Genomic DNA, 23,556 nt, shown 5'->3' with positions numbered 1-23,556 from the left:
GGTCGGACCCTGCATCCGCGACTTCTCGATCACTGCCCCGAGTCCGGCGCCACACCTGCCCATCCCGAGAAACCGCACATGCAGGGTTGCACCGTGCATCCGGGACTTCTCGGCGAACGACGCGCGACGCGCCGCCGACCGCGAACCTCAGTCCGCGTCGACGCGACGCCGCCGCGGCCGCTCGGGCACGGCGACGATCGCGAGTGCGACGCACCCGAGCGCGGGCACGACGAGCGGGAACAGCTGCCACGTCACGACCACCGCGAACACCGCTGAGGCCACGAGGTACGCCGCTCCGACCGGGTCGCCCGCCACCGCGCGCGGCGCCGCGCGCAGCGCGCCCAGCCAGCCGAGCTTCGGCGTCCAGAGTCCGGCAGCGGTGAACAGCGCGAGGGCGAGCGCCGCGAGGCCGAGCCAGCCGACCGCCGCGACGACCGGGCCGCCGGGCAGCGCGCCGCTGTTCGCCAGGTCGATGTCGAGCAGCAGCACGAGCACCAACGCGACGGATGCGGCGCCCACGCCGATCCCGCCGAGGAGCCCGGCCCGCAGGTCGGCCCAGAACAGGCCGAGCTTCGAGCCCTCCGCGAGCAGGTACCGCCGCAGGTGGCGCACGCCGGCGGCGAGCGCGGCGGGCAGGGTCACGAGCGGGATCGAGACGAGCGCGACGAGCACGCCCACGAGGAGCACCTCGCCGAGCAGGCCGAAGGCGCTCGTCGCGCCCGGGAAACGGGCCGGCGCCGCGCCCGAGCGGACCGGACCGGAGCCCGACCGCTCGGCGCGACGCGCGTCGCGTTCCGCGCGACCGCCTGCCCGAGACATCCGCTCGCCCCTAGCCCTTGAGGCCCTGTGTGGCCACGCCGTCGACGAGGAAGCGCTGGAAGACGATGAAGAAGATCAGGATCGGCAGCAGCGCCAGGAACGAGACCGCGACGGTCGCCCCGTAGTCCGAGGTCGAGGTCTGGTCGTTGTAGAGCCGAAGTGCGACCGGGAGCGGGTACTGCTCGGGGCTGTTCACGTAGAGCAGCGGGCCGAGGAAGTCGTTCCACGTCCAGATGAACGTGAAGATCGCGGACGTGATCAGCGCGGGCTTGATCAGCGGCAGGATGATCGAGAAGAACGTGCGCCAGTGGCCGGCGCCGTCGATGCGGGCCGCTTCGTCCATGTCGCGCGGGATGTTGCGGATGAACTGCACGATCAGGAACACGAAGAACGCCTCGGTGGCGAGGAACTTCGGCAGGATCAGCGGCCAGTACGTGTCCACGAGTTCGAGCTTCTGGAACATGATGTACTGCGGGATGATCACGACGTGGAACGGCAGCAGCAGGGTGCCGATCATCGCGGCGAACAGGATCCCGACGCCCTTGAACTGCACCCGGGCGAACGCGTACGCGGCGAGCGCCGACGAGAAGAGCGTGCCGATCACGGCCATCACGGCGATGAAGGTCGAGTTCGCGAAGAACCGCCACAGCGGCACGCCCGCGATGCCCTCGAGCACCTTGAAGTAGTTGTCGATCGTGGGGTTGTCGGGGATCAGGCCGGGGTTCTGGCCGAACTCGCTCGACGGCTTGAACGTGGCGATGAAGAGCCACACGAGCGGGTAGAGCACGATCGCGGTCAGCGCGGCGAGCACCACGAACCAGATGATCGTGTTGATGGTCTTGCGCTTGATGCGGCGCCGCTCGACGGGCTTCTGGTCGAGTTCGATCTCGAGGAACTCGGGACGGGCGATCTCGCTGGTCGAGGTGCTCATCGGTTGTCTCCCGCGTAGTGGACCCACGACTTCTGGGTCTTGAAGAGGATGGCGGCGATGATCGCGACCACGATCACGAGGACCCACGCCATCGCGGCGGCGTAGCCCATCTGCAGGTCGGCGAAGCCGCGCTTGTACAGGTAGACGGTGTAGAAGTTCGTCATGCCGGCCGGGCCGCCCGAGCCGTTGGAGATGATGTAGGCCGACGCGAACACCTGGAACGCGTTGATCAGCTCGAGCAGCAGGTTGAAGAAGATCACGCTCGAGAGCATCGGGAAGGTCACCGACCGGAACTTCCGGATCGGGCCGGCCCCGTCGACCTCGGCCGCCTCGTACAGCTCGCGCGGCACCTGCTTCAGGCCCGCGAGGAAGATCACCATCGGGGCGCCGAACTGCCACACCGCGAGCAGGATCATCATCGGCAGCACCAGGGCCACGTTGCCGACCCAGCCACCGATCTCGATGCCGAAGAACGAGAGCGTGTTGTCGACGGGCCCGTCGGTGGAGAACATCGCCCGCCACACGATCGCGACCGACACCGACGCGCCGATCAGCGACGGGGCGTAGAACGACGAGCGGAAGAACGTCGAACCCCGGTCGCGGTAGTTCAGCAGCATCGCGACCGCGAGCGCGGCGGCGAGCTTGATCGGGGTGCCGATCAGCACGTAGACGAGCGTGATCTGCACCGACTGGATGTACTGCGGGTCCTCCGTGAACATGCGCACGAAGTTGTCCAGGCCGATGAACTCGGGCTCGGTGAAGAGGTTGTACTTCGTGAACGCGAGGTACAGCGAGTAGATCATCGGCCCGAGGGTCAGGCCCAGGAAGCCGATCATCCACGGGAGGAGGAAGGTGTAGCCCGTCGCCGTCTCGCGACGGTTGCGGACCTTCAGTCCGTGCCGCGTGGGGGTGTCGGGGCCGCGACGACCGAGGAGGCGCGGACGGCCTTCCTTGTCGGCCGTGACGATCGCTCTCGTCAAGGTGGTGCTCATGGTCTCTCTCCCGGGTTCCGTGCCGAGGGTACTCCGGGTCCGGGCCGTCGGGGCCCGGACCCGAGAGGTCCCTACTGGTTCAGGACGACGTCCATCTCGGAGAAGAACTGGCTCACAGCCTCGTCCACGGTGAGGGTGCCGAAGCCGAGCTCCGTGCCGAGCTGGCGGAACTTCTCCTCGAGGGTGCCGTAGCCGACGATCGGCACGGGCGGGGCGTCGCCGAGGCGGTCGCTGATCGACTCCTCGTAGGCGCGGATCTGCTCGCCGAGCGGGTCGAGCTCAGCGCCCTCGAGCATGGTCTCCGACGCGGGCAGGCCGCGGTTGGTGCCGAAGATCGCACCCGCCTCGGGGCTGTTCACGAGGAAGTTCACGAGCGTCGCGGCCGCCTCGGGGTGGTCGGTCGTCGCGGCGATCGAGTGCAGCATCGACGGCTTCAGGTAGAGGTCCTTGGCGCCCTCCTCGGTGACCGGCGGGGCGATCAGGCCGAGCTCGGTGTAGCCCTCGCCGAGGTTGCCGAGGTAGCCGGCGCCGAAGTTGTCCCAGGTCAGCTCGCTCGCGGTCTTCGCCGCGTCGAAGCCGGAGACCGGGTAGATCTCCTCGAGCTCCTGCTGGCTGATGACGGTGCCGTCCTCGCGGATCGAGTCGCCCTGCTCCCAGAAGGCCGCGAGGTCCTCCTCGGTGAAGTTCGGCTCGCCCTCGTCGGTGAAGAGGTCGTCGCCGCCGGCGCGCTGCTGGATCTCGAAGTTCTGGATGCGGCCGGTCCAGTCGGTGCCGCCGTAGACCTCGCCGCCGGAGGCCTCGGTGACCTCGGCCATCCAGTCGTTGTAGTCCTCCCAGCTGCCGCCGGCGAAGTCCTCGACGCCGGCCTGCTCGAGCAGGACCGGGTTGGTGAACATGCCCCACGCGTTGGTCGAGGTCGGGATGCCGGTGGTCTCGCCGTTCACGACGCCGATGCCGAGGATCTGCTCGCTGAGCGGCTCGGTGTCGATGATGTTGCCGAGGTAGGGCTCGAGGTCGAGGAGCAGCCCGTTCTCGGAGTACTGGCGGAGGTAGGAGTAGTCGAACTGCATGACGTCGGGGAGGCCGCCGCCGGCCGCCTCGGTCTGCCGCTTCTCCCAGAACTCGGGGAAGCCGAGGAATGAGGAGTTCACCGTGATGTTCGGGTACTCCTCGTTGAACGCCGCGATCGCCTGGTCGTAGAGGTCGGCGCGCACGTCGTTGCCCCAGAAGGCGAGGTTGAGCGTCACTTCCTCGTCGGGGTCGTAGGTCGCGGCCGGCTCGGAGCCGCCGGAGCAGCCCGTCAGCACGAGCGCCGCGCTCGCCGTGACCGCCGCTGCGGCGAGGGCCGCGCGTCGGGTGCGAATGTTGAACATCGTTGTCCTCCCGGAAACGTCTCTGTCTGCCTGGTGCATTCACGCTGGGTGGGAAAGCGCTTCCCCAAATGTAGCCCCATCGACGCGAATGGTCAATGCGACGAGGAAAATCGTTTCAATCCGTGATCGAACCGAGATCGGCCGGGGCGTCGCGATCGCAGGTCAGCACGCCGTCCACGACCTCGAGAGGGGCGGCGAAGATCGCGCTGCGGCGCGCGTCCGCGGCATCCGTCGACCCCAGTTCCGAGCCGTCCCAGTGCGGGTGCGTGAAGTAGAACAGGATGCCGCGGCCGCGGCCGACCACGACGTCGCCGTGCCGCCCGAAGGTCGCGTTCCCGCGCCGCCGACCCGGTGCTCCGAGGATCACGTCGTCGGGCCCGCCCTGGCGTTCCCAGGCCACGGCGTCGCGCGACCGGTACACGCCCATGCCGCGCCACTCGTCGACGAGCATCCACCACCAGCCGCCGAGCTCGAAGACGTTCGGACCCTCGTGCGGACGCCCGCCGATCGCGCGGCCCTCGACGCGCCAGGAGCCCGGCGCGAGGTCGGCGCTCGCCGCGACCCACGTGGTCGAGTCATCCGCCTCGTCCTTGAACCACATGCGCCAGCGCCCGTCGGGGCAGCGCGCGACGCACGCGTCGATCACGCGGTCGGAGCTCAGCGGGATCTCGCCGACGAGCCGCCAGGAAGCGAGGTCGTCGCTCGCGTACTCGACGATCCGGCGCGCGTGCCCCTCCCACCGGTCGGGAATGCCGTCGATCACGGTGAGGTACATGCGGTACCGCTCGCCGTCGAAGATCACCTCGGGGGCCCAGTGCGTCTCGTTCCACGCGCCGGCGTCGTCGCCGAGCCGCAGGTCGTCGAGCGTGCCGTCGTAGCGCCAGTGCACCCCATCGACGGAGCGCGCGACGCCGATTCGACTGCCGTGCACCCACGCGACGCCGGGCTCGTCGACGCTCGCGCGTCGCTGCGTGTAGTACATCCACCACTCCCCCGTCAGGTGGTGGCGGATCACGGTCGGATCGGTCGCCCCGTCGTGCACCGGGTCGTGGAAGAGGGCGTCGTCGTCGGCCGGGTCGACGAGGGCGACGGATGCCTCGCGGCCGGCCGTCGCGCCCTCGATCGCGTCGCCCGACGAGGGCGCGCGGGCAGCGGCATCCGCTCGCCCGCTCATCGGCGCGCCCTCACCTGCGCCACTCATCTGCGCAGGTCGACGATCGGGCTCTCGAGGCTGCGCATCCGGTCGGCGTCGTCGCGGAGCGACGCGCGCTCGACCGTGCGCCCACTCGTCGCCGACGAGTAGATCGCCGTGACGATCTCGAACGAACGCGCGGGGTCGGTCGCCGTCGAGGGCAGCGGCGCGCCCGTCGCGAGCGCACGGTAGATGTCGCGCACGAGCGGGTCGTGGCCGCTCGGCTCCTCGTCGGCGGGCAGCGCCGACCACGTGTCGACGAGGGCCGGGTCGACGCCCGGCGCGGGCGTGATCCGCCAGTGCTCGTGGCCGTGGCCGTAGAGGTGGTCGACCGTGACCGTCGCGAGCTCGGTGTCGATGCGGATCGAGCTCGTCTCGCGGGGCGAGAGCGCACTCGTGATCACTGACGCCACGACGCCGTTCTCGAACGCGACGGTCGCGGTCGAGACGTCCTCCATCTCGGTCTCGCGCGCGAGCCGCCAGAGCTGCCCGTTCACGCTCGCCCAGTCGCCGAGCAGCCACGCGAGCAGGTCGATCTGGTGGATGCCGAGCCCGAGCGTCGGCCCGCCGCCCTCGGTCGCCCACTTGCCGCGCCACGGCACCGCGAAGTACTCGGGGGCGCGGTACCAGAGCGTCTGGCAGGTCGCGACGAGCGGCCGGCCGAGCGCCCCCGACTCGAGCAGTCCCTTGACGTTCGCCGCGGCCGTGCCGGTGCGCTGCTGGAACACGACGGCGAGGCGCCGGTCGTTGCGGGACGCGGCATCCGTCATCGCATCGAGCTCGTCGAGCGCGAGCGCGGCGGGCTTCTCGCACACGACGTGCACGCCCGCGTCGAGCGCGGCGATCGCCTGCTCGGCGTGCACGCCCGGCGGGGTGCAGATGTGCAGCACGTCGATCGCGCCGGTCGCGAGCAGGGCCTCGAGCGAGTCGGCGACCGCCGGCCCGCCCCAGCGGTCGGCGAACGCCTGCGCGTGATCGAGGTGACGGTCGAGCACGGCGACGAGCTCGCCGTCGGGCGTGGCGCGCAGCGCCTGCGCGTGCGCATCGGCGATCGCGCCGGTGCCGATGATCGCGGCGCGCAGCGGGGTGGTCGGGGCGGCCTCGCCGGCCCGGCTGGTCTGGTCGGTCATCGGGCTCCTCCGAGGGGGTCGATGTGGGGGACGATGTCGGGGTCGATGCTCGTGTCGTAGCGCTGGAGCCGCCCGCACATGCCGAAGGCGGGGGCGACGGATGCCTCGGCCACGCGCGCCTCGCCGAGGCCCGGGTCGCCGCCGCTCGCGAGCGCGTCCAGGCGGTGGCCGGTCTCGCGGGCGACGGCGAGCGCACCGGCCTCCCAGCGAGCGCGCCAGTCGGCGACGCGAGGGCGCGCCAGCTCGGCCGCGCGGGCGTGCAGTCGCGCGAGGCGGTCGGGGTCGACCGTGCCGTCGCCGTCGTCGTGGAAGAGCGCGAGGTAGCCCTCGACCGCGAGGTCGCGGCGAGCGTGCGCGGCAGCGAGGCGATCGGCGTCGGATGCCTCGGGGCCCGGCAGCCGCGCGGCATCCGCGTAGCGCTCGGCGTCGGCGAGCACGTCGTCGGGGAACGTCATCACGGCGTCGCCCGCCTCCGGCAAGCCGGCGTTCTGCATGATCACGCGCACCTCGAGCCCGCCGTCGTTGATCGCGCGGTGGATGACGCCCGGCGCGAACCAGACGAGGTCGCCCGGCGCGAGCGCGCGCTCATCGAAGATGCCGGCGCCGTCGATCGTGTGCAGGCTGCCGCGGCCGGCGACCACGAGGTACGCCTCGGTCGAGACGAGGTGCAGGTGGGGTGTGCCGCCCGCGAGCCCGTCGGGCGCGACGCCGTCGTAGACCTCGAGGGCGCTGACCGACGTCGCGCCGGGGAACGCGGGCGTGGTCACGGCGTGCCCCGGGTCTCCGTGCCCGCGGTCGCCGCGGCGACGCTCGCCCGGGCCCCGCCCCCGGCCACCACCTCCGACGCGCCAACCGGGCCGAGCAGCGCCGCCAGCCGCTCGCCGGCCGCGGCGGCGAGCGCCCCCGCACGCGCCGGGTCAGCCGCGCCATCCGCGATCACGACGCCGTACCGCAGCGCCATCGTCGCGCCCGGCTCGATCACGTGCTCCTCGCTGAAGAACGGCGCGGGGCAGAGGCACGCGAACTCCTCGCTGCGCGCGAACCACTGCGGCGGGTGCTGCAGGTTGCCGGGGTCGTCGACCATGACGATCGTCGACGCCGTGCCCGTCTCGTCGTGGCGGCCGGTGAAGCCCATCCACGGCGCGCGCGTTCCGCGGAGCTCGTCGCCGCCCGCGGCGCCCGGGGCGAGGACCTGTCCGCCCGTGAACGAGCGCGGGCCGCGCCAGAACAGGCCGCCGTAGCCGGCGTTCTCGCGGCCGCGGGTCGTGGGCGAGCCGATCGAGATGGCGCGGCTGGTGGTGTTGGTGAGCGCGGTCGCGAAGCCGAGCAGCCAGGCATCGTCCGCGATGACGGATGCCGCGAGCGTGCGTTCCTCGCGGAAGATCGTCTCGCCCGCCTGGGTGACCCAGTCGAGGCGCTCGCGGATGCACGCGACGCCGTCGTTCGCGATGCCGCCGGCCGCGGCATCCGCCTGGCCGTTCTCGAACTCGACGTGCCGCTGCTCGCCGTTGTTCGGCAGCTGCACGTAGCCCTCGCCCCGCACGAACGTGGGCCCGCCCCAGAAGTTCTCGTCGCCGACGACGGGCAGCGACCAGGCGATGCCCTTGTGCCAGACATGGTCGTGCGGGCGGTAGAGCGAGACGGTCTCGCCGCCGAGCGTGCGGATCGGGCTGAGGTACGGGCGCGGCGACTCGAACGTGGGGTGGTCGGGGCGGAAGACGTACTCGGCGAGCACCTCGCCGTCGGCGTGGATCATCAGGCGGTCGTCGTCGCGGGCGATGCGGAGGTCGGGCATCGGGCTCCTTCGGGGTCGTCGTCGATCCGGGGTGCGGCGCTGCGCTCTCTCACGCCTGTCTTGGCATACGGGAAAGCGCTATCCCGAGCCTACACCGTCAACCGGGATCGCGCACGAACGCCCGGAACCCGTCGGGTGCCGGGAACGCGACGGCGAGGAACTCCTGCGGCGCGCCGACCGCCTGCGCTCCCCAGTCGTCCTTCTTCAGGCGGATGCCGCGGGGCGACGCCTCGAGGATCCGCACCCGGATCCACTCCCCCGTCTCCAGCCGCAGCTCATGCGGTTCGCCGAGGTAGCCGATGCCGAGCGCGTCGAGCGCCTCCTCGGCCGCGAGCCAATCGAGCGGCGCCGTGCGCGGGCGTCCGAGCAGGTCGATCACGACGAAGCCGTCGCCCGCCGGCTCCATCCAGCCGAGCAGCTCACCGTCGATGCCGCGACGGTGCTCGATCCAGTCGGGGTCCATCGGGCCAGTGTCGCACGCTCGGGTGAGCGGGAGTCGGCGCGGGCGTTGCCCACCTCCGTGGGGTCGTCGCCGGCGATGCCCGTGGGGTCGTCGCCGGCGATGCCCGTGGGGCCGTCGCCGGCGCTCGGCCCGGCCGACGGGCTGTGCCGGCATCCGCCGACCGACACCGCACCGCGCCGCACGGCACCGCACCGCACCGCACCGCACCGCACCGCACCACACCGCACCACATCGCCCCGCACCGGCAGGACCATCGACCCCTGCGGGCCGGCCGACGCCGACCAGACTCGGCGCATGCCGTCGCCCCGTCGCACCGCACTCGCGGTCGCGGTCCCGCTGCTCGCCGGATTCGCCGCGCTGCAGTGGTACGGCCGCACGTACGGCTCGACCGCGGCCGAACGTTCGGCGCGCCTCCCCGGCGACGAGATCGTCGACCGGCCGCAGATCGTGGCGACGCACGCGGCGACGATCGACGCGCCGCCCGACGAGGTGTGGCCCTGGCTCGTGCAGGTCGGGTGGCACCGCGGCGGCTGGTACACGCCGCGCTGGGTCGACGTGCTGCTCTTCCCCGCGAACCGCCCGAGCGCGGGCAGCATCCATCCGGAGTTCCAGGGACTCGTCGCCGGCGACTTCATCCCCGACGGCCCGCCGGAGACCGAATGCGGGTTCATCGTGCGCGAGATCTCGCCCGGCGAGCGGCTGCTCCTCGAATCGACGACCCACCTGCCCCTGTCATGGCGGCAGCGCGGGCTCGCCCGGCTGCGCTGGACCTGGTGCTTCCGCCTGACGCCGGTCGACGGCGGGCGCGCCACACGCCTCGTCTTCCGGTGGCGTGCGCGCACGGCGCCGTGGTGGCTGACGCTCGGCGCGCACCTGTTCATCGTGCCCGCCGACTTCGTGATGTCGCGGGGGATGATGCGGGGCCTGCAGGAGCGCCTCGGCGACGACTGAACGTCGTCGACCGCCCCCTCCGATCGACCACGTGCCGCCCATCGACTGCCCGTCGCCGGCGAGGACTCCTCCGCCGCGAGCGCGCCTCGCCCGACCCGCGCGTCGCGCGCGTCATCTCTTGACAATATTTCTTGTCAAGCGTACGTTGACCTCATGCAGGAGGTCCGAGTGCTCGTAGACGGCGACGCCGTCGAGGTCGCGCTCGACCCGATCCGGGCGTCGATCCTCGACGCGCTGGCGGAGCCGGGGTCGGCGACCACGGTCGCCGCGAAGATCGGCTCGACGCGCCAGAAGGTCAATTACCACCTGAGGTCGCTCGAGGCGCACGGGCTCGTCGAACCGGTCGAGACGCGCGCGTGGGGCGGCATCAGCGAACGCTTCGTGCGCCGCTCGGCTCGGCACCTCGTGGTCTCGCCGAACGTGCTCCAGTCCACCGCGGTCGATCCGGAGGCGATCGCCGATCACCTCTCCGCCGCGTACCTCATCGCGGTGAACGCACGAGCCGTGTCGGAGGTCGGGGCGATCACGAGCAGCGCGGTGCCCGAGACGCGGGTGCCCACGCTCACCGTCGACACGGTCATCGGGTTCGCATCGCCCGACGACCGGGCCTCGTTCGCCGGCGAGCTGCAGGCGGCGATCGCCGCCCTCGTGGCGAAGTACCACCACGACGACGGCCGCCCGCATCGCCTGACCGTCGCGTCATACCCACGACCGAAGGAGTCGTCATGAACACGCCCGATCCTGACCGCGTCGAGCACCGGATGGAACGCACCTACGACCTCGTCGCCACTCCCGAGCAGGTGTGGGAGACGATTGCGACCGCCGACGGCATCTCGTCGTGGATGGCGCCGACTCGACTCGAGCCACGCGTCGGCGGCGAGGTGTCGTTCGATCTCGGCGACTTCACGTCGACCGGCACGGTCACCGCGTACACGCCGAACCGGCGGTTCGCATACGAGGAGCCATGGCCGATCGGCACTCGTCCCGAGGAACTGCCGCCCGACATGGCCGAGTGGTTCGAGTCGATCGGTGTTCCGCTCTCCGAGGTCTACGCCGGCCTCGACCGCGTCACCCCGATCGCCACGGAGTTCCTGATCCAAGCCGCGTCCGGCGGCACGTGCGTGCTCCGCGTCGTCACGAGCGCCTATGGCAGCGGCGCCGACTGGGAGAACGAGTTCTTCGACCAGATGGTCCGCGACCTCGTCCCGATCCTCGACCGCCTCGCGACCCGCTTCCCGGTCGCCGCGGGCTGACCGGCGGAGGATGCGAGATCACCGCTCGAGCCTCGGTCGTCGTTACGCCGGTCCGCGTCGCCGACCTGGTCGCCGAAGGCGAGCTGATGCCCGTCTACGTGCACGTCATCGACCATCCCGATGGCCGCGTGCTGGTCGACACCGGCTTCACCGAGGTCCACCCGGCGGCCGCCGACCTCGATCCCCGTCCGTTCCCGCTCGACGAGCAGGGGTTCGATCTCGCGAGCGTCGACCTCGTCGTCAACACCCACCTGCACTTCGATCACTGCGGCGGCAACCACCTCTTCCCCGGCACGCCGATCCACGTCCAGCGGCGGGAGCTCCACGACGCTCGCACCCAGGACGGCTACACGATCCCCGAGTGGGTCGACCCGCCCGGGGTCACGTATGTCGAGGTCGACGGCGAACTCGAGCTGCTCCCCGGCATCCGTCTCCTGCCCGCACCCGGTCACACCCCCGGCTCCCAGATCGTCGTCATCGACGACGTTGCCGGCCCCGTCGTCATCGCCGGCGACACCGCGGTCTGGTTCGGCGAACTCGACGATCCGCAGACCGAGGGGCAGCGACTCATCCGCTCGCTGGAGCCCGACCAGGTCTGGCTCGCCCACGAGCACGAGCCCTGGCGGCCCACCGCCCCGAGCACGACGCCGGAATGATTCGTGCGACGCGCCGTACGCGGTCGGGATAGGTCGCGGCGCGCTGTTCGGCCGATACCGTGAGCCGACGCAACACGCCGTGGGAGAGGAATCACCGTGCGCGTTCAACCCAAGCCGTGGATCGGGCTCTCGATCGCGATCGGTTACCTGCTGATCATCCTGGTCACCACGCTGCTGATCCTGGATGATCCGGGCCGGTTCCCCTCGGTTCGCTGGGCCCTCCTGCACCAGGTGCTTCCCGTCGGGATCGGCATCGTGTTCCTGGTGATCGCCACCAGCTGGCTGGGATGGTGGCGGCCCGCGTTGTTCGAGCGGGAGCGGAAACGACTCCCTTGGTGGTTGTGGATCCTGCCGCTGTTCTTCGCCGGCGGCGCGATCTTCAACTTCGTGAACGCCGACCGGTCCGCCATCCCGATCGAGGCGATGCTCGCGATCGCCGCCGGGACGGTCTGCATCGCCTTCGCCGAGGAGCTCGCGTTCCGCGGCGGGCTGCTCGTGGGGCTCCGCGCCCGATTCAACGAGTGGATCGTCTGGCTCGTCTCGAGCCTCGTCTTCGCCTCAGCGCACCTCCTCAATGTCGCGTTCGGCGACAGCCTGCCCCAGGTGCTCGGGCAGGTGGCCTTCGCATTCGGCATGGGCAGCGTCTTCTACGTCACCCGCCGCCTCACCGGTACCCTCTTCGGGGCGATGCTCCTCCACTTCCTCTGGGACTACGCCGGCTTCTTCCAACCCTCGTCCTGACCGCCGGCTCGGGTCGCACCGGCCCGGTCGAATCTGATCCGCGACCTGTGCGCACGGGATGATGGATCCATGCCTGCCGTCCACCGCCCCGGCCTTCGGGTCGACGCGCGCCTCACGATCCCGGAGTCGGAGCTGTCGTGGCGGTTCTCGCGGTCGTCGGGCCCTGGCGGACAGGGCGTGAACACCGCCGATTCCCGCGTGGAACTCGTGTGGGATGTCGCCGGGTCGGCAGTGCTCTCGGCCGTCCAGCGCGACCGACTCCTCACAAGCCTGAGCGGGCGCCTGGTCGACGGCGTGCTGACGATCACCGCGTCCGAGCATCGCTCCCAGTTGCGGAACCGGGATGCCGCGCGAGCCCGGCTCGCCATCCTCGTGGCTGACACGCTGCGTCCGCCGTCACCGCCACGACGACCGACCAAGCCCAGCCGCGGGTCGAAGGAGCGGCGCCTGGAAGCAAAGAAGCGCCGCACCGACGTCAAGCGCCTGCGCCGCCCGCCCGGCGACTGATCGCCGGTGCACCGGGAGTCAGAGGTCGAGGACGTCGCCGAGCCGGCGCGAGCACGTCGTTACGTCGAGCTACCGCTGGTCGGCCGGTAGCGTAGGGCAACCGCCCCCGACCGGAACTCCTGGCGATCCACGAGCTCGAGCGGAATGCGCTCGCGTAGCCCGGCGAGCAGCGTCGGCCCGTGCCCGGCAATCACCGGCTGCACCACGAAGGCGTACTCGTCGATCAGTCCCAGCTCGGCCAGCGCCAAGGGGAGCGTCACGCCACCCACGGACAGGCCCTCGCCCGGTTCCTGCTTGAGCCACCGGACCGCTGACGCCAGGTCGCCTCGCACCAGCTCGGCATTCCAGTCCAGCGCGTTCAGCGTGCTCGACACGACGTACTTCTTCCTGCGGTCGATGGCCTCCGCGAATGGGATCTCCCACGCCCGCATCCAATCGGGCCACGTGCCCGTGGCCGGCCGCCGCCAGGCCGACTCCATCATCTCGTAGGTCGTCCGGCCGAAGAGCACGGCATCGGCTCGCTCCATCTCAGCGGTCCAGAACCGCATCGACTCCTCATCCGGGGCGATTCCGGCCTCGTGATGGACGCAGCCGTCGAGCGTGACGTTGATCGAATATCGGAGTGGTCTCATCTCGCAGCTCTCCCCTTCGTGTGCGCAGCGCGACTTCAGCGGATGCTGCTCAGACTACGGTCGGCGTTCTTCCCCGCCGGCTGGGCGGCCCGTCGCGATGGAGTCGAACTCGCCGCATTCATGCCACCCGAGGCGTCATCCCTCAACACAATCGCGGAGAAGAGGAGAACTCGACCACCTTTCTCCCACGTCTCACGTATCGATCCCTCGCCGACACAATCGGTATGACTGGTTATACTTTGGCCATGAAGACCGCGATCTCCATCCCGGATGGCGACTTCGAGCGCTTCGAACGCGTCGCCGCCCGGCACGGCATGAACCGCTCGGAGTTCTTCCGGCGCGCCGGCCGCCGGTTCGTCGAGGAACTCGAGGGCGAAGCAGAGCTGACCGCCTTGGCCGACGCGGTCATCGAACGCGTCGGGCAGCCCTCCGCCGACAGCCCCTTCCTCTCGGAGTCCGAGCGCCGCATGCTCGAGGCGACTGAGTGGTGATCGCCCACGGCGACGTCGTCTGGGTCGACTTCGGTTCACCGCGCGGATCGGAACCGGCGAAGCGGCGACCTGCCGTCGTGATGCAGGAGGACTGGCTGCTCGCCACGCAGATCGCCACCGTCCTGGTCGTGCCGTTGACATCGAACGTCGCGCTGGAAGCGTTCCCCGGCAACGTGCTGGTACCCGTCGAGGCTTCCGGCCTCGAGAAGGACTCGGTGGCGGTCGTGTCGCAGGTCGGTCCGGTCAGCCGGGAGTTCCTCGACGCGTTCCCGGTCGGCCACCTGCCGAGCTACGTTCAGACGAAGATCGCCGACGGAATTCGCCTCGTCATGGGCATCTGAGCCGCGACCACACTGTCGATTCACTTACGATCCCGCAGCGCGACATCGTCGTCTGTTGCCGCAAGCATTTACGTAATACACTATTACTATGAACAAGCGGGAGACGATCAACGGTGTACCCGTCACCGAGGAGCAGATCTCCGAATGGGTCACCGAGGCCGAGGCCGGCTATGACGTCGAGACGCTGAAGAAGCGCGGGCGCGGCCGACCCGGGCGCGGTGCTGAGCCGTCGCAAGTGGTCGCGCTCCGCTTGACCAGTGACGAACTCGCGGCCCTCGACGCACGGGCAGCGCGCGAGCACAAGACACGATCGGAACTCATCCGAGACGCACTGGCCGCGTACGCCGTGTGAACGTCCACGACTCGGCACTCAAGCACGGCATCAGCCCCGAGGACGCGATTCAGGCCGCGTCCTGGCCGACCTGGATCGAGTTCCTCGACGACGATTCGCCCGGGGAAAACGATCGCGGCGAGCACGGACGACTGCATGTCGGAAGCGTAAAGGCAACGCGATCGTGCCCGGCGCGCCCGTTAGCCGGTCCTTCACCGAGATCTCGTCGGCCGCCACGATGTCGCGCCGGAGTGGGACCGGCTGGGAGGACCGGGAACGTGGATCGGCGGGTGCGGTTGTCGTCAGGTTGTGCGGGTGCAACGGGCTTCGAACCCGCCAATCGTGACGACATCCGCGAATGGCGAGCGCCGGCCGGCAGACGGCAGCCCGGAGAGGTGCATCGGCGTGGAACGCGACGCCGTCCGCCCCGCTGACGCAGGTCGGTCTCGGTTGCCCCGCCCGAAAAGCAGTCCCGATGAAGGGACCCTCAACGCGACAGCGCCGCGTCAATCGCGCTGCAGGTCAGCAGGCCGCTCCCGCCCGGCGACCGCGACCGTCGGCCACCGCGGGTCGACCGTGAGCACCTCGACCCCGTCGGCGCCGACCAGCACGGTGTCCTCGACCTTCGCGCCGGGCGCGGTCGGGTTCCAAGCGAACGGCTGGCCGAGTTGCACGACGTCGGGGATGCCGGGCACAGCGCGCGGGTCGCGGCCGGCGTAGCCGGCCGCGCCGCCCTGGTGGTGCCGCGTCCATTCGTGCGGGTCGAAGCCGTGCGAGCCGTACGCGGCGGTGCCGGTCGCGAAGACGTCGGCGAGGCGCGCGCCGTGCACGGTGGCGTCGAGGAACGCGGCCTCGACGTCGAGGATGCGGCGCGCGGCATCCGTCTCGGCAGGGTCGGGGGCGGCGGCCGGGCCGAAGCGCAGCCAGCGAGTCGCATTCGCGATGAGGCCGTGGCGGCGACCGCAGACGACGAGCATGGCCCGGTCGCCGAGGGGTGCGTCGGTGGGCAGCGGATGCCGGTGGGCCAGCCGGGAGCGTCCGGCGACGAGTGTCACGAGCGGGTCGATCCCGCGCGCGGCGAGGTCGCCCGACAAGCGCGCGGCCACGACGCGCTCGGAGTCGGCGGGCGACGCGGCGAGCGCGGCATCCGTCATCGCCTCGGCGACCTCGCGGCAGAGCGCCCGGTAGCGGACGAGTTCGGCGGGCAGCAGGGCGGCGCGGGCCGCGCGAAGGTCGGCCGCGGCATCCGTCTCGTCGAGGGCGTCGAGACCGTCGAGTGCGTCGACGCCGGCCGCCACGAGCGGCTCGTGCCACGGCACGCGGACGACCTCGAGGTCAGACGCGACGCCGAGTTCCTCGGCGAGCAGGCGATCTGCCTCGTTCGCGAACACGTGCAACGCGTCGCCGCTCGGGCGCACGACGACCGCGGCCACTGGATCGCCCGCGAGCGACACGTGCGTGCGCGCGCCGTCGAGGTACCACGCGACCGCGGTGTGCGACCGGAGCACGATCGCCGAGGCCCCGCGCCGCTCGAGCAGGTCGAGCACGCGGGCGCGCTTGGCCGGGCGATCCGATCCGAGAGCGGATGCCACGGGCGCGAGCACGCTCACGCCGACGCCCCGACGGCTGCCGGCGCCGTCGTGCTCTCGCGGGCCTCGAGCCGCGGGCGGTAGAGCACGGTGTGCTCGATCGGTCCGCCGCCGATGAGGGTGCGCAGCCGTGCCCAGACCTGCGCGCCGATCTCGGTGCGCGGCACCGACATGCTCGTGAGGCGCGGCGTCGCGTACCGCGCCATGGGCACGTCGTCGAAGCCCGCGACCGAGAGCTCGCCGGGCACGTCGACGCCGAGTTCGCGCAGGCGCGCAAGCAGGCCGAGCGCGACGAGATCGTTGAACGCGATGACGGCGGTGACGCCCGCGCGGTGCGCGTCGACGACGGCGGGCGCGACCGCCTCGCCGTCCTCCGGTCGCGACCCGCCCGGGATGCGCTCGATCCGAACCGACGGATGCATCGCAAGCGCCTCGTCGACCCCGCGCAGCCGCTCGGCGTTCGAGGCGCTCGTCTCCGGGCCGGTGACGTACGCGAGGTGCCGGTGCCCCAGCCCGACGAGGTGGTCGACGAGGTCGCGGATGCCGCGGACGTAGTCCACGCCCACGATCGGCACGTCCAGGTCGGGCAGCGGGCGATTCACGACGACGACCGGCGCCACGCGCTCGGCGAGCCGGCGCAGCTTCGCCTCGGGCATCCGCGGCGCGCAGAGCACGAGTGCGTCGCAGCGCTGGCGCGCCTCGACCGCGATCGCCTCCTCGTCGTCGGCGCGTTCGGCGGTGTCGGCGACGAGCACCCGGTAGCCGTCGTCCGCCGCGGCGAGGCTGAGCCCCTTGAGGATGCCCTGGAACAGCGGGTTCTCGAGGTCGGGCACGACCATCGCGACGGTCGTGTTGCGGCCGTGCACGAGGCTGCGGGCGACGAGGCTCGGCGAGTAGCCGAGCGTCGCGATCGACGCCTGCACCTTCCGCACGATCTCGGGGTCGACGCTCGCCCGGCCGTTCAGCACGCGCGACACCGACGCCGGCGAGACGCCGGCGTGTGCGGCGACGTCCGAGATCGTCACGCCCCTGCTTCGGTCGCCCATGCGTCCCCTTCCGGATGCCTCGGCCCGCGCCGTGCGCGTCGAGGCCGTGCTGCGCGACGACCGGTTCCGGTCCGCGCACCCGGCGCGTCGAGGCGCGTCGGGAAATCGGTTCCTCAGTGTAGCGCCCGGGTTGCCGGGATCAGCATGCCTCGCTTAGGCTCGTCGTGAGAAATCGCTTTCTCGAATCTCCCGATCCAGCGAACAGGAGCATCGATGCGCGTCGCCGTCACCGGGTCGTCCGGCCGCCTCGGGCGCTCGCTCGCGACCGGGCTCGCCGCGCTCGGGCACGAGGTCGTCGGCCTCGACCGCGCCCCGGCCGGGCTCGTCGGCGTCGACGAGCGCACGGTCGACCTCGCCGCGCCCGGGGCGGCCGTCGCCGCGCTCGCAGACCTCCGCCCCGACGCGCTGGTGCACCTCGCCGGCATCGCCGTGCCGTTCAGCGCGCCCGAGCGCGACATCCTGCTCACCAACACCGCGCTCGCGCACGACGTGCTCGCGGCCGCAGCATCCGCCGGCGTCGGCCGCGTGCTCGCAGCGTCGAGCCCGACGCCCGTCGGGTACTCCTCCCCCGCGTGGCGCGCCGCCGCCGTGCCGATCGACGAGACGCATCCGCTCGCCCCAGCGAACGCCTATGCCCTCTCGAAGGTCGTCATCGAGGAGACCGTGCGGATGTTCGCGCGAACCGCGCCCGGCGCGTTCGGGTTCTTCCGCCCCTGTTACGTGATCTCACCCGAAGAGTGGGCGGGCGCGCCCACCCAGCAGGGCCACACTGTCGCCGAGCGGCTCGCCGACCCCGCCCTCGCGGCGGTGAGCCTCTTCAACTACGTCGACGCGCGCGATGTCGCCGGCTTCGTCGACGCCTGGCTCGCCGCGCCCGCCGACGCGATCGACGGCGAGGGCTTCTTCGTCGGCGCCGCCGACGCGCTGGCCGAGCGGCCGGTCGCTGAGCTGTGGCGCGAGTTCGCGCCCGCGCTGGGGCCGGCCGCCGACGACCTCGGCGGCACCGCGCCGGTCTTCTCGATCGCGAAGGCCCGAGACCGACTCGGCTGGTCGCCGACCCGCGACTGGCGCTCCGAACTCGCCGCCGCTGCCGCGGCATCCGCCCCCGCCGCCCCCGCCACCCCAACAGGTGCGCGACTCGACGACGGGTGCGCAGCCTCGAGCCCGCGCACTCGTCGCGAATCCGCGCACTCGGCGGCAGGCACCGCGGCCGCCGCATCCGAGCCCACCGCCGCCACGGCATCCGCGGGCACCGCTGTCGCGCCCGCCGTTCCCACAGGTGCGCGAATCGGCGACGAGTGCGCACCTTCGGGGCCGCGCACCCGTCGCGAATCCGCTCACTCGGCGGATGGGGAGCCCGCCCCGACGGGCCCTGCCGACACAAGCACCATCACGGCCACCACCACCGCCACCAACACCGGAACGAGGACCGCATGACCGCCGCCACCCGCCGCCTCGACTTCGACGGGGTGCTGTTCTTCCCCGTCACGCCGTTCGACGCCGAGGGCCGCGTCGACCTCGACGTGCTCGGCGAGCACCTCGAGACGCGCCTGCCGTTCGGTCCGGGCGGCGTCTTCCCGGCCTGCGGCACGGGCGAGTTCCACGCGCTGTCGGCGCGCGAGGCCATCGACGTGGTTCGCACGAGCGTCGACGTCGTCGCGGGGCGCGTACCCGTGATCGCCGGCGCCGGCGGGCCGCTCGGCCACGCGATCGAGCTCGCGCGCGGCGCGGCCGAGGCCGGCGCCGACGGACTGCTCCTCCTGCCGCCCTACCTCGTGTCGGGCACCACCGACGGGCTCGTCGCCTGGGTCGAGGCGGTCGCCGCGGCATCCGACCTGCCCGTCATCGTCTACCACCGCGGCACGGCACGCTACACGGCCGACGCCGTCACCCGGCTCGCCGCGAACCCGAAGGTCGTCGGCTTCAAGGACGGCACGGGCGACATCGGCCTCGCGCAGGAGATCGTGCTCGCGGCCGAGGCCGCCGGCCGCGACGACTGGGCGTTCTTCAACGGCCTCCTCACCGCCGAGCTCAGCCAGGGCGCGTACCGCGGCATCGGCATCCCGCTGTACTCGTCGGCCGCGTTCGCCATGATCCCCGAGCTCGCCGCACTGCACTACCGGGCGTACGTCGACGGCGACGAGACGACGCGGATGTCGCTGCTGCGCGAGTTCTACACTCCCCTCGTGCGCCTGCGCGACGAGACACCGGGCTTCGGGGTGTCGCTCATCAAGGCGGGCCTGCGCCTGCGCGGCCTGCCGGTCGGATCGGTGCGTCCGCCGCTCGTCGACCCGACGCCCGAGCAGGAGCAGCGGCTCGCGGCGATCCTCGACTGCGGGCTCGCGCTCGTCGAGCTCGGCGGCACGCGTCCGGCCGCGTCGGCCTGCCCGTCGACGGCGCTGGCGGATGCCGCGGGGGCCGCGTCGCGGTGACCGCGACCATCGCGCGCATCGCGACGCGCCCGATCCGCATCCCGCTGCTCCGCCCGTGGGGGCCCGACGTCCGCGACCTCTCGGTGATCGAGGTCGAGGTCGAGGACTCCGACGGCGCCGTCGGCTGGGGCTTCTCGTGGACGCCGACGATCGGCGCGGCCGCGGTGCGGGCCCACCTCGACCACGACATCTCGGACTTCGCGCTCGGGCGCGAGGCCGAGGCATCCGCTCTCTGGGACCCGCTCTGGACGCACCTGCACGAGGGCGGCAGCGGCGGCATCACGACGATCGCAATGGCGGGGCTCGACCTCGCGCTGTGGGACCTCGCCGCGCGTCGCGCGGGCGTCAGCGTCACCGACCTCATCGGCCGCCAACACGAGACGGCGACCGTGTACGGCAGCGGCGTGAACCTGCATTACCCCCTCGACGAGCTCGTCGCGCAGGCGTCGCGGTGGGTCGAGGCGGGCTTCGACGCCGTGAAGGTCAAGGTCGGCAGCCCCGACCTCGCGCGCGACGTCGAGCGCATCGCCGCGGTGCGCGAGGTGCTGGGCCCCGACCGCGGGCTCATGATCGACGCGAACCAGCGCTGGAACCTCGAGCAGGCCGAGCGCGCGATCGGCGAGCTCGCCGCGTTCGACCTCGCGTGGATCGAGGAGCCGCTCCGCGCCGACGACCTGCACGCCCACGTCGAGCTGCGTCGCCGCATCGAGGTGCCCGTCGCACTCGGCGAGAACCTCCACACGCGCTACCGGTTCGCCGAGTTCATCGACGCCGGCGCCGTCGACCTCGTGCAGCCGAACGCGGTGCGAGTCGGGGGCATCACGCCGTTCCTCCGCATCGCCGACCTCGCCGCCGACCGCGGCGTCGGCCTCGCGCCGCACCTGCTGCTCGAGCTCTCGGCGCAGCTCGCGCTCGCGCGGCCCGGCGAGCACCTCGTCGAGTCCGTCGAGGACGCGTCGTTCGCCGCGCTCGGCGCACTCGCCACGCCGTCGCCCGTGGCCGTCTCGGGCGCCACGGTGTCCACGACCGGGCAGCCGGGCCTCGGCGTACGCTTCTCGAACGAGCTGACGGATGCCGCGGCATCCGTCTCACACACGGAGGACCGATGACCGACACCGCCGCACCCGCACGCGCCGCCGCCGCACCCGCGACGACCGGTGACACCACGCGCGAGCAGCTCGACGCGGTCGCCGCCGCCGCGCGCCGCGCGTTCGCGGTCACGGTCGCCTCGAGCGCGGCCGAGCGCGCCGCCTGGATCCGCGCCGCGGCCGACGCGCTCGACGCCGCACGCGACGAGCTCGTGCCCATCGCCGACGAGGAGACGCATCTCGGCACCGCGCGCCTGACGGGCGAGGTGGCCCGCACCACGGCGCAGCTGCGGCTCTTCGCCGACGCGATCCTCGAGGGCTCGTACCTCGAGGCGACGATCGACCACCCCGATGCCACGACGATCCCGCCGCGGCCGAACCTCCGCCGCATGCTGCGCCCGCTCGGGCCGGTCGCCGTGTTCGGCGCGTCGAACTTCCCGTTCGCGTTCTCGGTCGCGGGCGGCGACACCGCCTCGGCGCTCGCGGCCGGCTGCCCGGTCATCGTGAAGGGCCACCCCGCGCACCCGCGCCTGTCCGCCCGGACCGCCGAGATCGTCCGCGACGCGCTCGTCGCGGCCGGCGCACCGGAGGGGATCTTCGGGCACGTCACCGGCCACGAGACGGGCGTCGCGCTCGTGCAGCACCCCGAGATCCGTGCCGTCGGCTTCACCGGTTCGCTCGCCGGCGGACGCGCGCTCTTCGACCTCGCACAGCAGCGCCCCGATCCCATCCCGTTCTACGGCGAGCTCAGCGCCGTGAACCCCGTGCTCATCACGCCCGCCGCGATCGAGGCCCGCGCCGACGAGCTCGCGACCGGCCTCGCCGGCTCGTTCACGCTCGGCGCCGGCCAGTTCTGCACGAACCCGGGCGTCGTGCTCGTGCCAGCCGGATCGGGCTTCGGCGAGCGCGTCGCTGCGGCGCTCGCCGCGGCATCCGCCGGAGCGGTGTTCATGCTCACCGACGGCATCGCGGGCGCCTTCGCGTCGGGCATCGCGCGGCTCGGCGCCCACGACGGCGTCGACGTCGTCGCGGGCGACCCCGCCGCGCAGCAGGCCGGCACCGGCTCGCCCGTCGTGCTCCGCACCACGACCGCGGCCGTGATCGCCGACCCCGACACGCTGCTGCACGAGTGCTTCGGGCCATCGACCCTGATCGTCGAGTACACGGATGTCGCGGACGCCCTCGACGCCGTCCGCGCCGTCGGCGGCAGCCTCACGGCGACCGTGCACGCCGAGCCCGGCGAGGAGCTCGGACCCGTCGTCGACGTGCTCTCGGAGATCGCCGGACGCGTGCTGTTCGCGGGCTGGCCGACGGGCGTCGCCGTGAGCTGGGCGCAGCAGCACGGCGGGCCGTACCCGTCGAGCACGACCATCCACACGTCCGTCGGCGTCACGGCGATGCGCCGGTTCCTCCGACCCATCGCCTTCCAGGACGCACCGGATGCCGCGCTGCCGCCCGAGCTCCGCGACGGCAACCCGCTCGGCATCCCGCGTCGCGTCGACGGGGTGCTCACGCTGCCCGCGGCGGCCGGGACCGACGCTTCGACCGATCCCGGCGCGCCCGGCTCGGGTTCGCCTGGCTCCGCCGGGGCCGCCGGGGCCGCGCCCGCGGCCGGCTGAGCCGCCGCGTGGGCGTCGCCTCCTACCTCGTCGCCGCCACCCCGCCGCGTCTCGCGGTCGGCGGGATCACCATCGCGATCCCCGTGCTCGCGGTCGATCAGGGCGTCGGCGTCGCGGTCGGCGGGCTGCTGGCCTCCGCCGCCCTCGGGCCGAGCATCGTCGCGGCCCCGATCGCGGGCGCGATGCTCGACCGCAGCCGCCGACCGGGCGCGCTCGTCGCGGGTGCGGGGCTCGTGATCGCCGCCGCGTACGCGTTCGCGGCGTTCCTCGGGCCGATGCCCGCGTGGGCGGTCGCGATCGCGCTGATCGCCGCCGGCACCGTCACGCCGTTCGTCTTCGGCGGGCTCTCGAGCTTCGTGACCGAGGGCATTCCCGACGAGCGACGCGCGTACGCGATCGACGCGCTCGCCTACAACCTCGGCGCAGTCGCCGGGCCCGCGGTCGTCGCCGCCGCAGCGGCCCTCGGATCGGCGCGCATCGCGACGATCGTGATGGCGGCGAGCGCGCTCGCGGGCGCCGTGGGCACGGTGCCCCTGAGGCTGCATCCGGCCGCGGCATCCCCCCACGACCGGCCGTCGTTCCTCGGCACGATCGCGGCCGGGTTCCGGCACATCGCGACGCACCGGCCGCTCGCCGTCATCACGTGGAGCGGCACGCTCAGCCAGTTCGGCTCGGGCGGGCTCGCGATCGCCGCGGTCGCGCTGTCGGTCGCCCGCTCGGGCGACGCCGGCGAGGGCGCGATCATCGTCACGTCGTTCGCGATCGGCGGCCTGGTGGGCGCGCTGTGGAACTCGCGCCGCCCGCCGCGCCGCTCACCCGAGTGGGTGATGGGCTGGGGCTTCGCCGCCACAGGGCTCTGCACGGTCGTCGCCGCGTTCGACCTCGGCCCGGCCTGGGCGATCGCGGCGATCGGCGCGTCGGGCCTCTTCACGGCGCCGAGCGCGGCCGCGATGCTCCTCATCCGCAAGCAGCAGAGCCCGCCCGCTCTGCGCTCGCAGGTCTTCACGGTCGGTGCGGGTCTCCGAGCCGCGGCCGCCGCCGCGGGCGCCGCGATCGCCGGGCTCGCCGCGGGCGTCGGCGCCGAGACGCTGATCATCGCGATCGGCGTCGTCTGGATCGCCTCCGGCGCGATGCTGCTCGCCTACCCGAAGCACGCCCCCGCCATCGACGGCAGCGTCGACCCC

Annotated in this window: 26 protein-coding genes; 14 read left to right on the top strand and 12 right to left on the bottom strand. The window is 72.4% G+C overall.

Annotated elements, in window-relative coordinates; translation table 11 throughout:
• Positions 1–147: 147 nt before the first annotated feature.
• From GJ743_RS14075 to GJ743_RS14035, 9 genes are all read right to left on the bottom strand, one after another.
• Entirely contained in the window at positions 148–819 is a 672-nt protein-coding gene (locus GJ743_RS14075) for a hypothetical protein (RefSeq protein ID WP_155052549.1), read from the bottom strand.
• Positions 820–829: 10 nt separating this feature from the next.
• On the bottom strand, positions 830–1,750 hold the full coding sequence (locus GJ743_RS14070; protein WP_155052548.1) for a carbohydrate ABC transporter permease: 921 nt from the start codon (positions 1,748–1,750) through the stop codon (positions 830–832).
• Positions 1,747–2,742, bottom strand: coding sequence for a carbohydrate ABC transporter permease (locus tag GJ743_RS14065; RefSeq protein ID WP_155052547.1), 996 nt, complete (start codon positions 2,740–2,742; stop codon positions 1,747–1,749). The genes GJ743_RS14070 and GJ743_RS14065 overlap by 4 nt, the downstream gene beginning before the upstream one ends.
• A gap of 71 nt (positions 2,743–2,813) precedes the next feature.
• The gene (locus GJ743_RS14060) at positions 2,814–4,115 is read right to left on the bottom strand and encodes an ABC transporter substrate-binding protein (protein ID WP_155052546.1); all 1,302 of its coding nucleotides are present in this window, start codon (positions 4,113–4,115) and stop codon (positions 2,814–2,816) included.
• Positions 4,116–4,230: 115 nt separating this feature from the next.
• Entirely contained in the window at positions 4,231–5,289 is a 1,059-nt protein-coding gene (locus GJ743_RS14055) for a family 43 glycosylhydrolase (protein WP_155052545.1), read from the bottom strand.
• Positions 5,290–5,312: 23 nt separating this feature from the next.
• On the bottom strand, positions 5,313–6,437 hold the full coding sequence (locus GJ743_RS14050) for a Gfo/Idh/MocA family protein (protein WP_155052544.1): 1,125 nt from the start codon (positions 6,435–6,437) through the stop codon (positions 5,313–5,315).
• The gene (locus GJ743_RS14045) at positions 6,434–7,204 is read right to left on the bottom strand and encodes a cupin domain-containing protein (protein WP_328289197.1); all 771 of its coding nucleotides are present in this window, start codon (positions 7,202–7,204) and stop codon (positions 6,434–6,436) included. The genes GJ743_RS14050 and GJ743_RS14045 overlap by 4 nt, the downstream gene beginning before the upstream one ends.
• Positions 7,201–8,232 (bottom strand): DUF6807 domain-containing protein, encoded by a 1,032-nt coding sequence (locus tag GJ743_RS14040; protein WP_155052543.1) that lies wholly within the window; start codon positions 8,230–8,232, stop codon positions 7,201–7,203. Before GJ743_RS14040 ends, GJ743_RS14045 begins: the two co-directional genes overlap by 4 nt.
• Positions 8,233–8,329: 97 nt before the next feature.
• Positions 8,330–8,695: a hypothetical protein gene (locus GJ743_RS14035; RefSeq protein WP_155052542.1), complete on the bottom strand. Its 366-nt coding sequence runs from the start codon at positions 8,693–8,695 to the stop codon at positions 8,330–8,332.
• A gap of 294 nt (positions 8,696–8,989) precedes the next feature.
• Here GJ743_RS14035 and GJ743_RS14030 point away from each other — a divergent pair, with 294 nt between their 5' ends.
• The 6 genes from GJ743_RS14030 (at position 8,990) to arfB (ending at position 12,803) form a co-directional block, all read left to right on the top strand.
• Positions 8,990–9,646, top strand: a complete 657-nt coding sequence (locus GJ743_RS14030; RefSeq protein WP_155052541.1) for a hypothetical protein — start codon at positions 8,990–8,992, stop codon at positions 9,644–9,646.
• A 153-nt stretch (positions 9,647–9,799) separates the two neighbouring features.
• Positions 9,800–10,375: an ArsR/SmtB family transcription factor gene (locus GJ743_RS14025; RefSeq protein WP_155052540.1), complete on the top strand. Its 576-nt coding sequence runs from the start codon at positions 9,800–9,802 to the stop codon at positions 10,373–10,375.
• The gene (locus GJ743_RS14020) at positions 10,372–10,899 is read left to right on the top strand and encodes an SRPBCC domain-containing protein (RefSeq protein WP_155052539.1); all 528 of its coding nucleotides are present in this window, start codon (positions 10,372–10,374) and stop codon (positions 10,897–10,899) included. Before GJ743_RS14025 ends, GJ743_RS14020 begins: the two co-directional genes overlap by 4 nt.
• Positions 10,900–10,985: 86 nt before the next feature.
• The gene (locus tag GJ743_RS14015; RefSeq protein WP_155052538.1) at positions 10,986–11,555 is read left to right on the top strand and encodes an MBL fold metallo-hydrolase; all 570 of its coding nucleotides are present in this window, start codon (positions 10,986–10,988) and stop codon (positions 11,553–11,555) included.
• 96 nt (positions 11,556–11,651) lie between these two features.
• The gene (locus GJ743_RS20220; protein WP_155052537.1) at positions 11,652–12,296 is read left to right on the top strand and encodes a CPBP family intramembrane glutamic endopeptidase; all 645 of its coding nucleotides are present in this window, start codon (positions 11,652–11,654) and stop codon (positions 12,294–12,296) included.
• A gap of 69 nt (positions 12,297–12,365) precedes the next feature.
• Complete coding sequence (gene arfB / locus GJ743_RS14005; protein WP_155052536.1) at positions 12,366–12,803, top strand: alternative ribosome rescue aminoacyl-tRNA hydrolase ArfB; 438 nt, start codon at positions 12,366–12,368, stop codon at positions 12,801–12,803.
• Positions 12,804–12,862: 59 nt separating this feature from the next.
• On the opposite strand, the gene GJ743_RS14000 is transcribed toward arfB, so the two are convergent.
• A complete protein-coding gene (locus tag GJ743_RS14000) occupies positions 12,863–13,435 on the bottom strand; it encodes a dihydrofolate reductase family protein (protein ID WP_155052535.1) in 573 nt (190 codons plus the stop codon).
• Between the two features lie 245 nt (positions 13,436–13,680).
• On the opposite strand from GJ743_RS14000, the gene GJ743_RS13995 reads away from it, so the two are divergent.
• The 3 genes from GJ743_RS13995 to GJ743_RS13985 all read left to right on the top strand — a co-directional run bounded on the left by GJ743_RS13995 (position 13,681) and on the right by GJ743_RS13985 (position 14,619).
• Positions 13,681–13,926, top strand: coding sequence for a ribbon-helix-helix domain-containing protein (locus GJ743_RS13995; protein WP_155052534.1), 246 nt, complete (start codon positions 13,681–13,683; stop codon positions 13,924–13,926).
• Positions 13,920–14,267, top strand: coding sequence for a type II toxin-antitoxin system PemK/MazF family toxin (locus GJ743_RS13990; protein ID WP_328289196.1), 348 nt, complete (start codon positions 13,920–13,922; stop codon positions 14,265–14,267). Before GJ743_RS13995 ends, GJ743_RS13990 begins: the two co-directional genes overlap by 7 nt.
• Positions 14,268–14,355: 88 nt before the next feature.
• On the top strand, positions 14,356–14,619 hold the full coding sequence (locus GJ743_RS13985) for a ribbon-helix-helix protein, CopG family (RefSeq protein WP_155052533.1): 264 nt from the start codon (positions 14,356–14,358) through the stop codon (positions 14,617–14,619).
• Between the two features lie 485 nt (positions 14,620–15,104).
• On the opposite strand, the gene GJ743_RS13980 is transcribed toward GJ743_RS13985, so the two are convergent.
• Together GJ743_RS13980 and GJ743_RS13975 are read right to left on the bottom strand one after the other, a co-directional pair.
• On the bottom strand, positions 15,105–16,208 hold the full coding sequence (locus GJ743_RS13980) for a M24 family metallopeptidase (protein WP_328289195.1): 1,104 nt from the start codon (positions 16,206–16,208) through the stop codon (positions 15,105–15,107).
• Positions 16,205–17,212 carry a LacI family DNA-binding transcriptional regulator gene (locus GJ743_RS13975; protein ID WP_328289194.1) on the bottom strand — a complete coding sequence of 336 codons (1,008 nt, stop codon included), beginning with the start codon at positions 17,210–17,212 and terminating at the stop codon, positions 16,205–16,207. The genes GJ743_RS13980 and GJ743_RS13975 overlap by 4 nt, the downstream gene beginning before the upstream one ends.
• A gap of 234 nt (positions 17,213–17,446) precedes the next feature.
• Between GJ743_RS13975 and GJ743_RS13970 the strand changes: the two genes are divergently transcribed.
• From GJ743_RS13970 to GJ743_RS13950, 5 genes are all read left to right on the top strand, one after another.
• Positions 17,447–18,670 carry an NAD-dependent epimerase/dehydratase family protein gene (locus tag GJ743_RS13970; protein WP_155052531.1) on the top strand — a complete coding sequence of 408 codons (1,224 nt, stop codon included), beginning with the start codon at positions 17,447–17,449 and terminating at the stop codon, positions 18,668–18,670.
• Positions 18,667–19,665 (top strand): 5-dehydro-4-deoxyglucarate dehydratase, encoded by a 999-nt coding sequence (locus GJ743_RS13965; RefSeq protein WP_155052530.1) that lies wholly within the window; start codon positions 18,667–18,669, stop codon positions 19,663–19,665. The genes GJ743_RS13970 and GJ743_RS13965 overlap by 4 nt, the downstream gene beginning before the upstream one ends.
• Positions 19,662–20,774 (top strand): mandelate racemase/muconate lactonizing enzyme family protein, encoded by a 1,113-nt coding sequence (locus GJ743_RS13960; protein ID WP_328289193.1) that lies wholly within the window; start codon positions 19,662–19,664, stop codon positions 20,772–20,774. Before GJ743_RS13965 ends, GJ743_RS13960 begins: the two co-directional genes overlap by 4 nt.
• Entirely contained in the window at positions 20,771–22,372 is a 1,602-nt protein-coding gene (locus GJ743_RS13955; protein WP_155052529.1) for an aldehyde dehydrogenase (NADP(+)), read from the top strand. The genes GJ743_RS13960 and GJ743_RS13955 overlap by 4 nt, the downstream gene beginning before the upstream one ends.
• 8 nt (positions 22,373–22,380) lie before the next feature.
• Positions 22,381–23,556: MFS transporter (locus tag GJ743_RS13950; RefSeq protein ID WP_155052528.1), on the top strand; the 1,176-nt coding region annotated here is incomplete at its 3' end.

Origin of the sequence: Agromyces bracchium, assembly GCF_009709675.1 — a bacterium.
Classification (GTDB): Bacteria; Actinomycetota; Actinomycetes; order Actinomycetales; family Microbacteriaceae; genus Agromyces; species Agromyces bracchium.
Note: the sequence above shows the minus strand (reverse complement) of the source record. Positions and strands in the feature narration are given on the sequence as shown.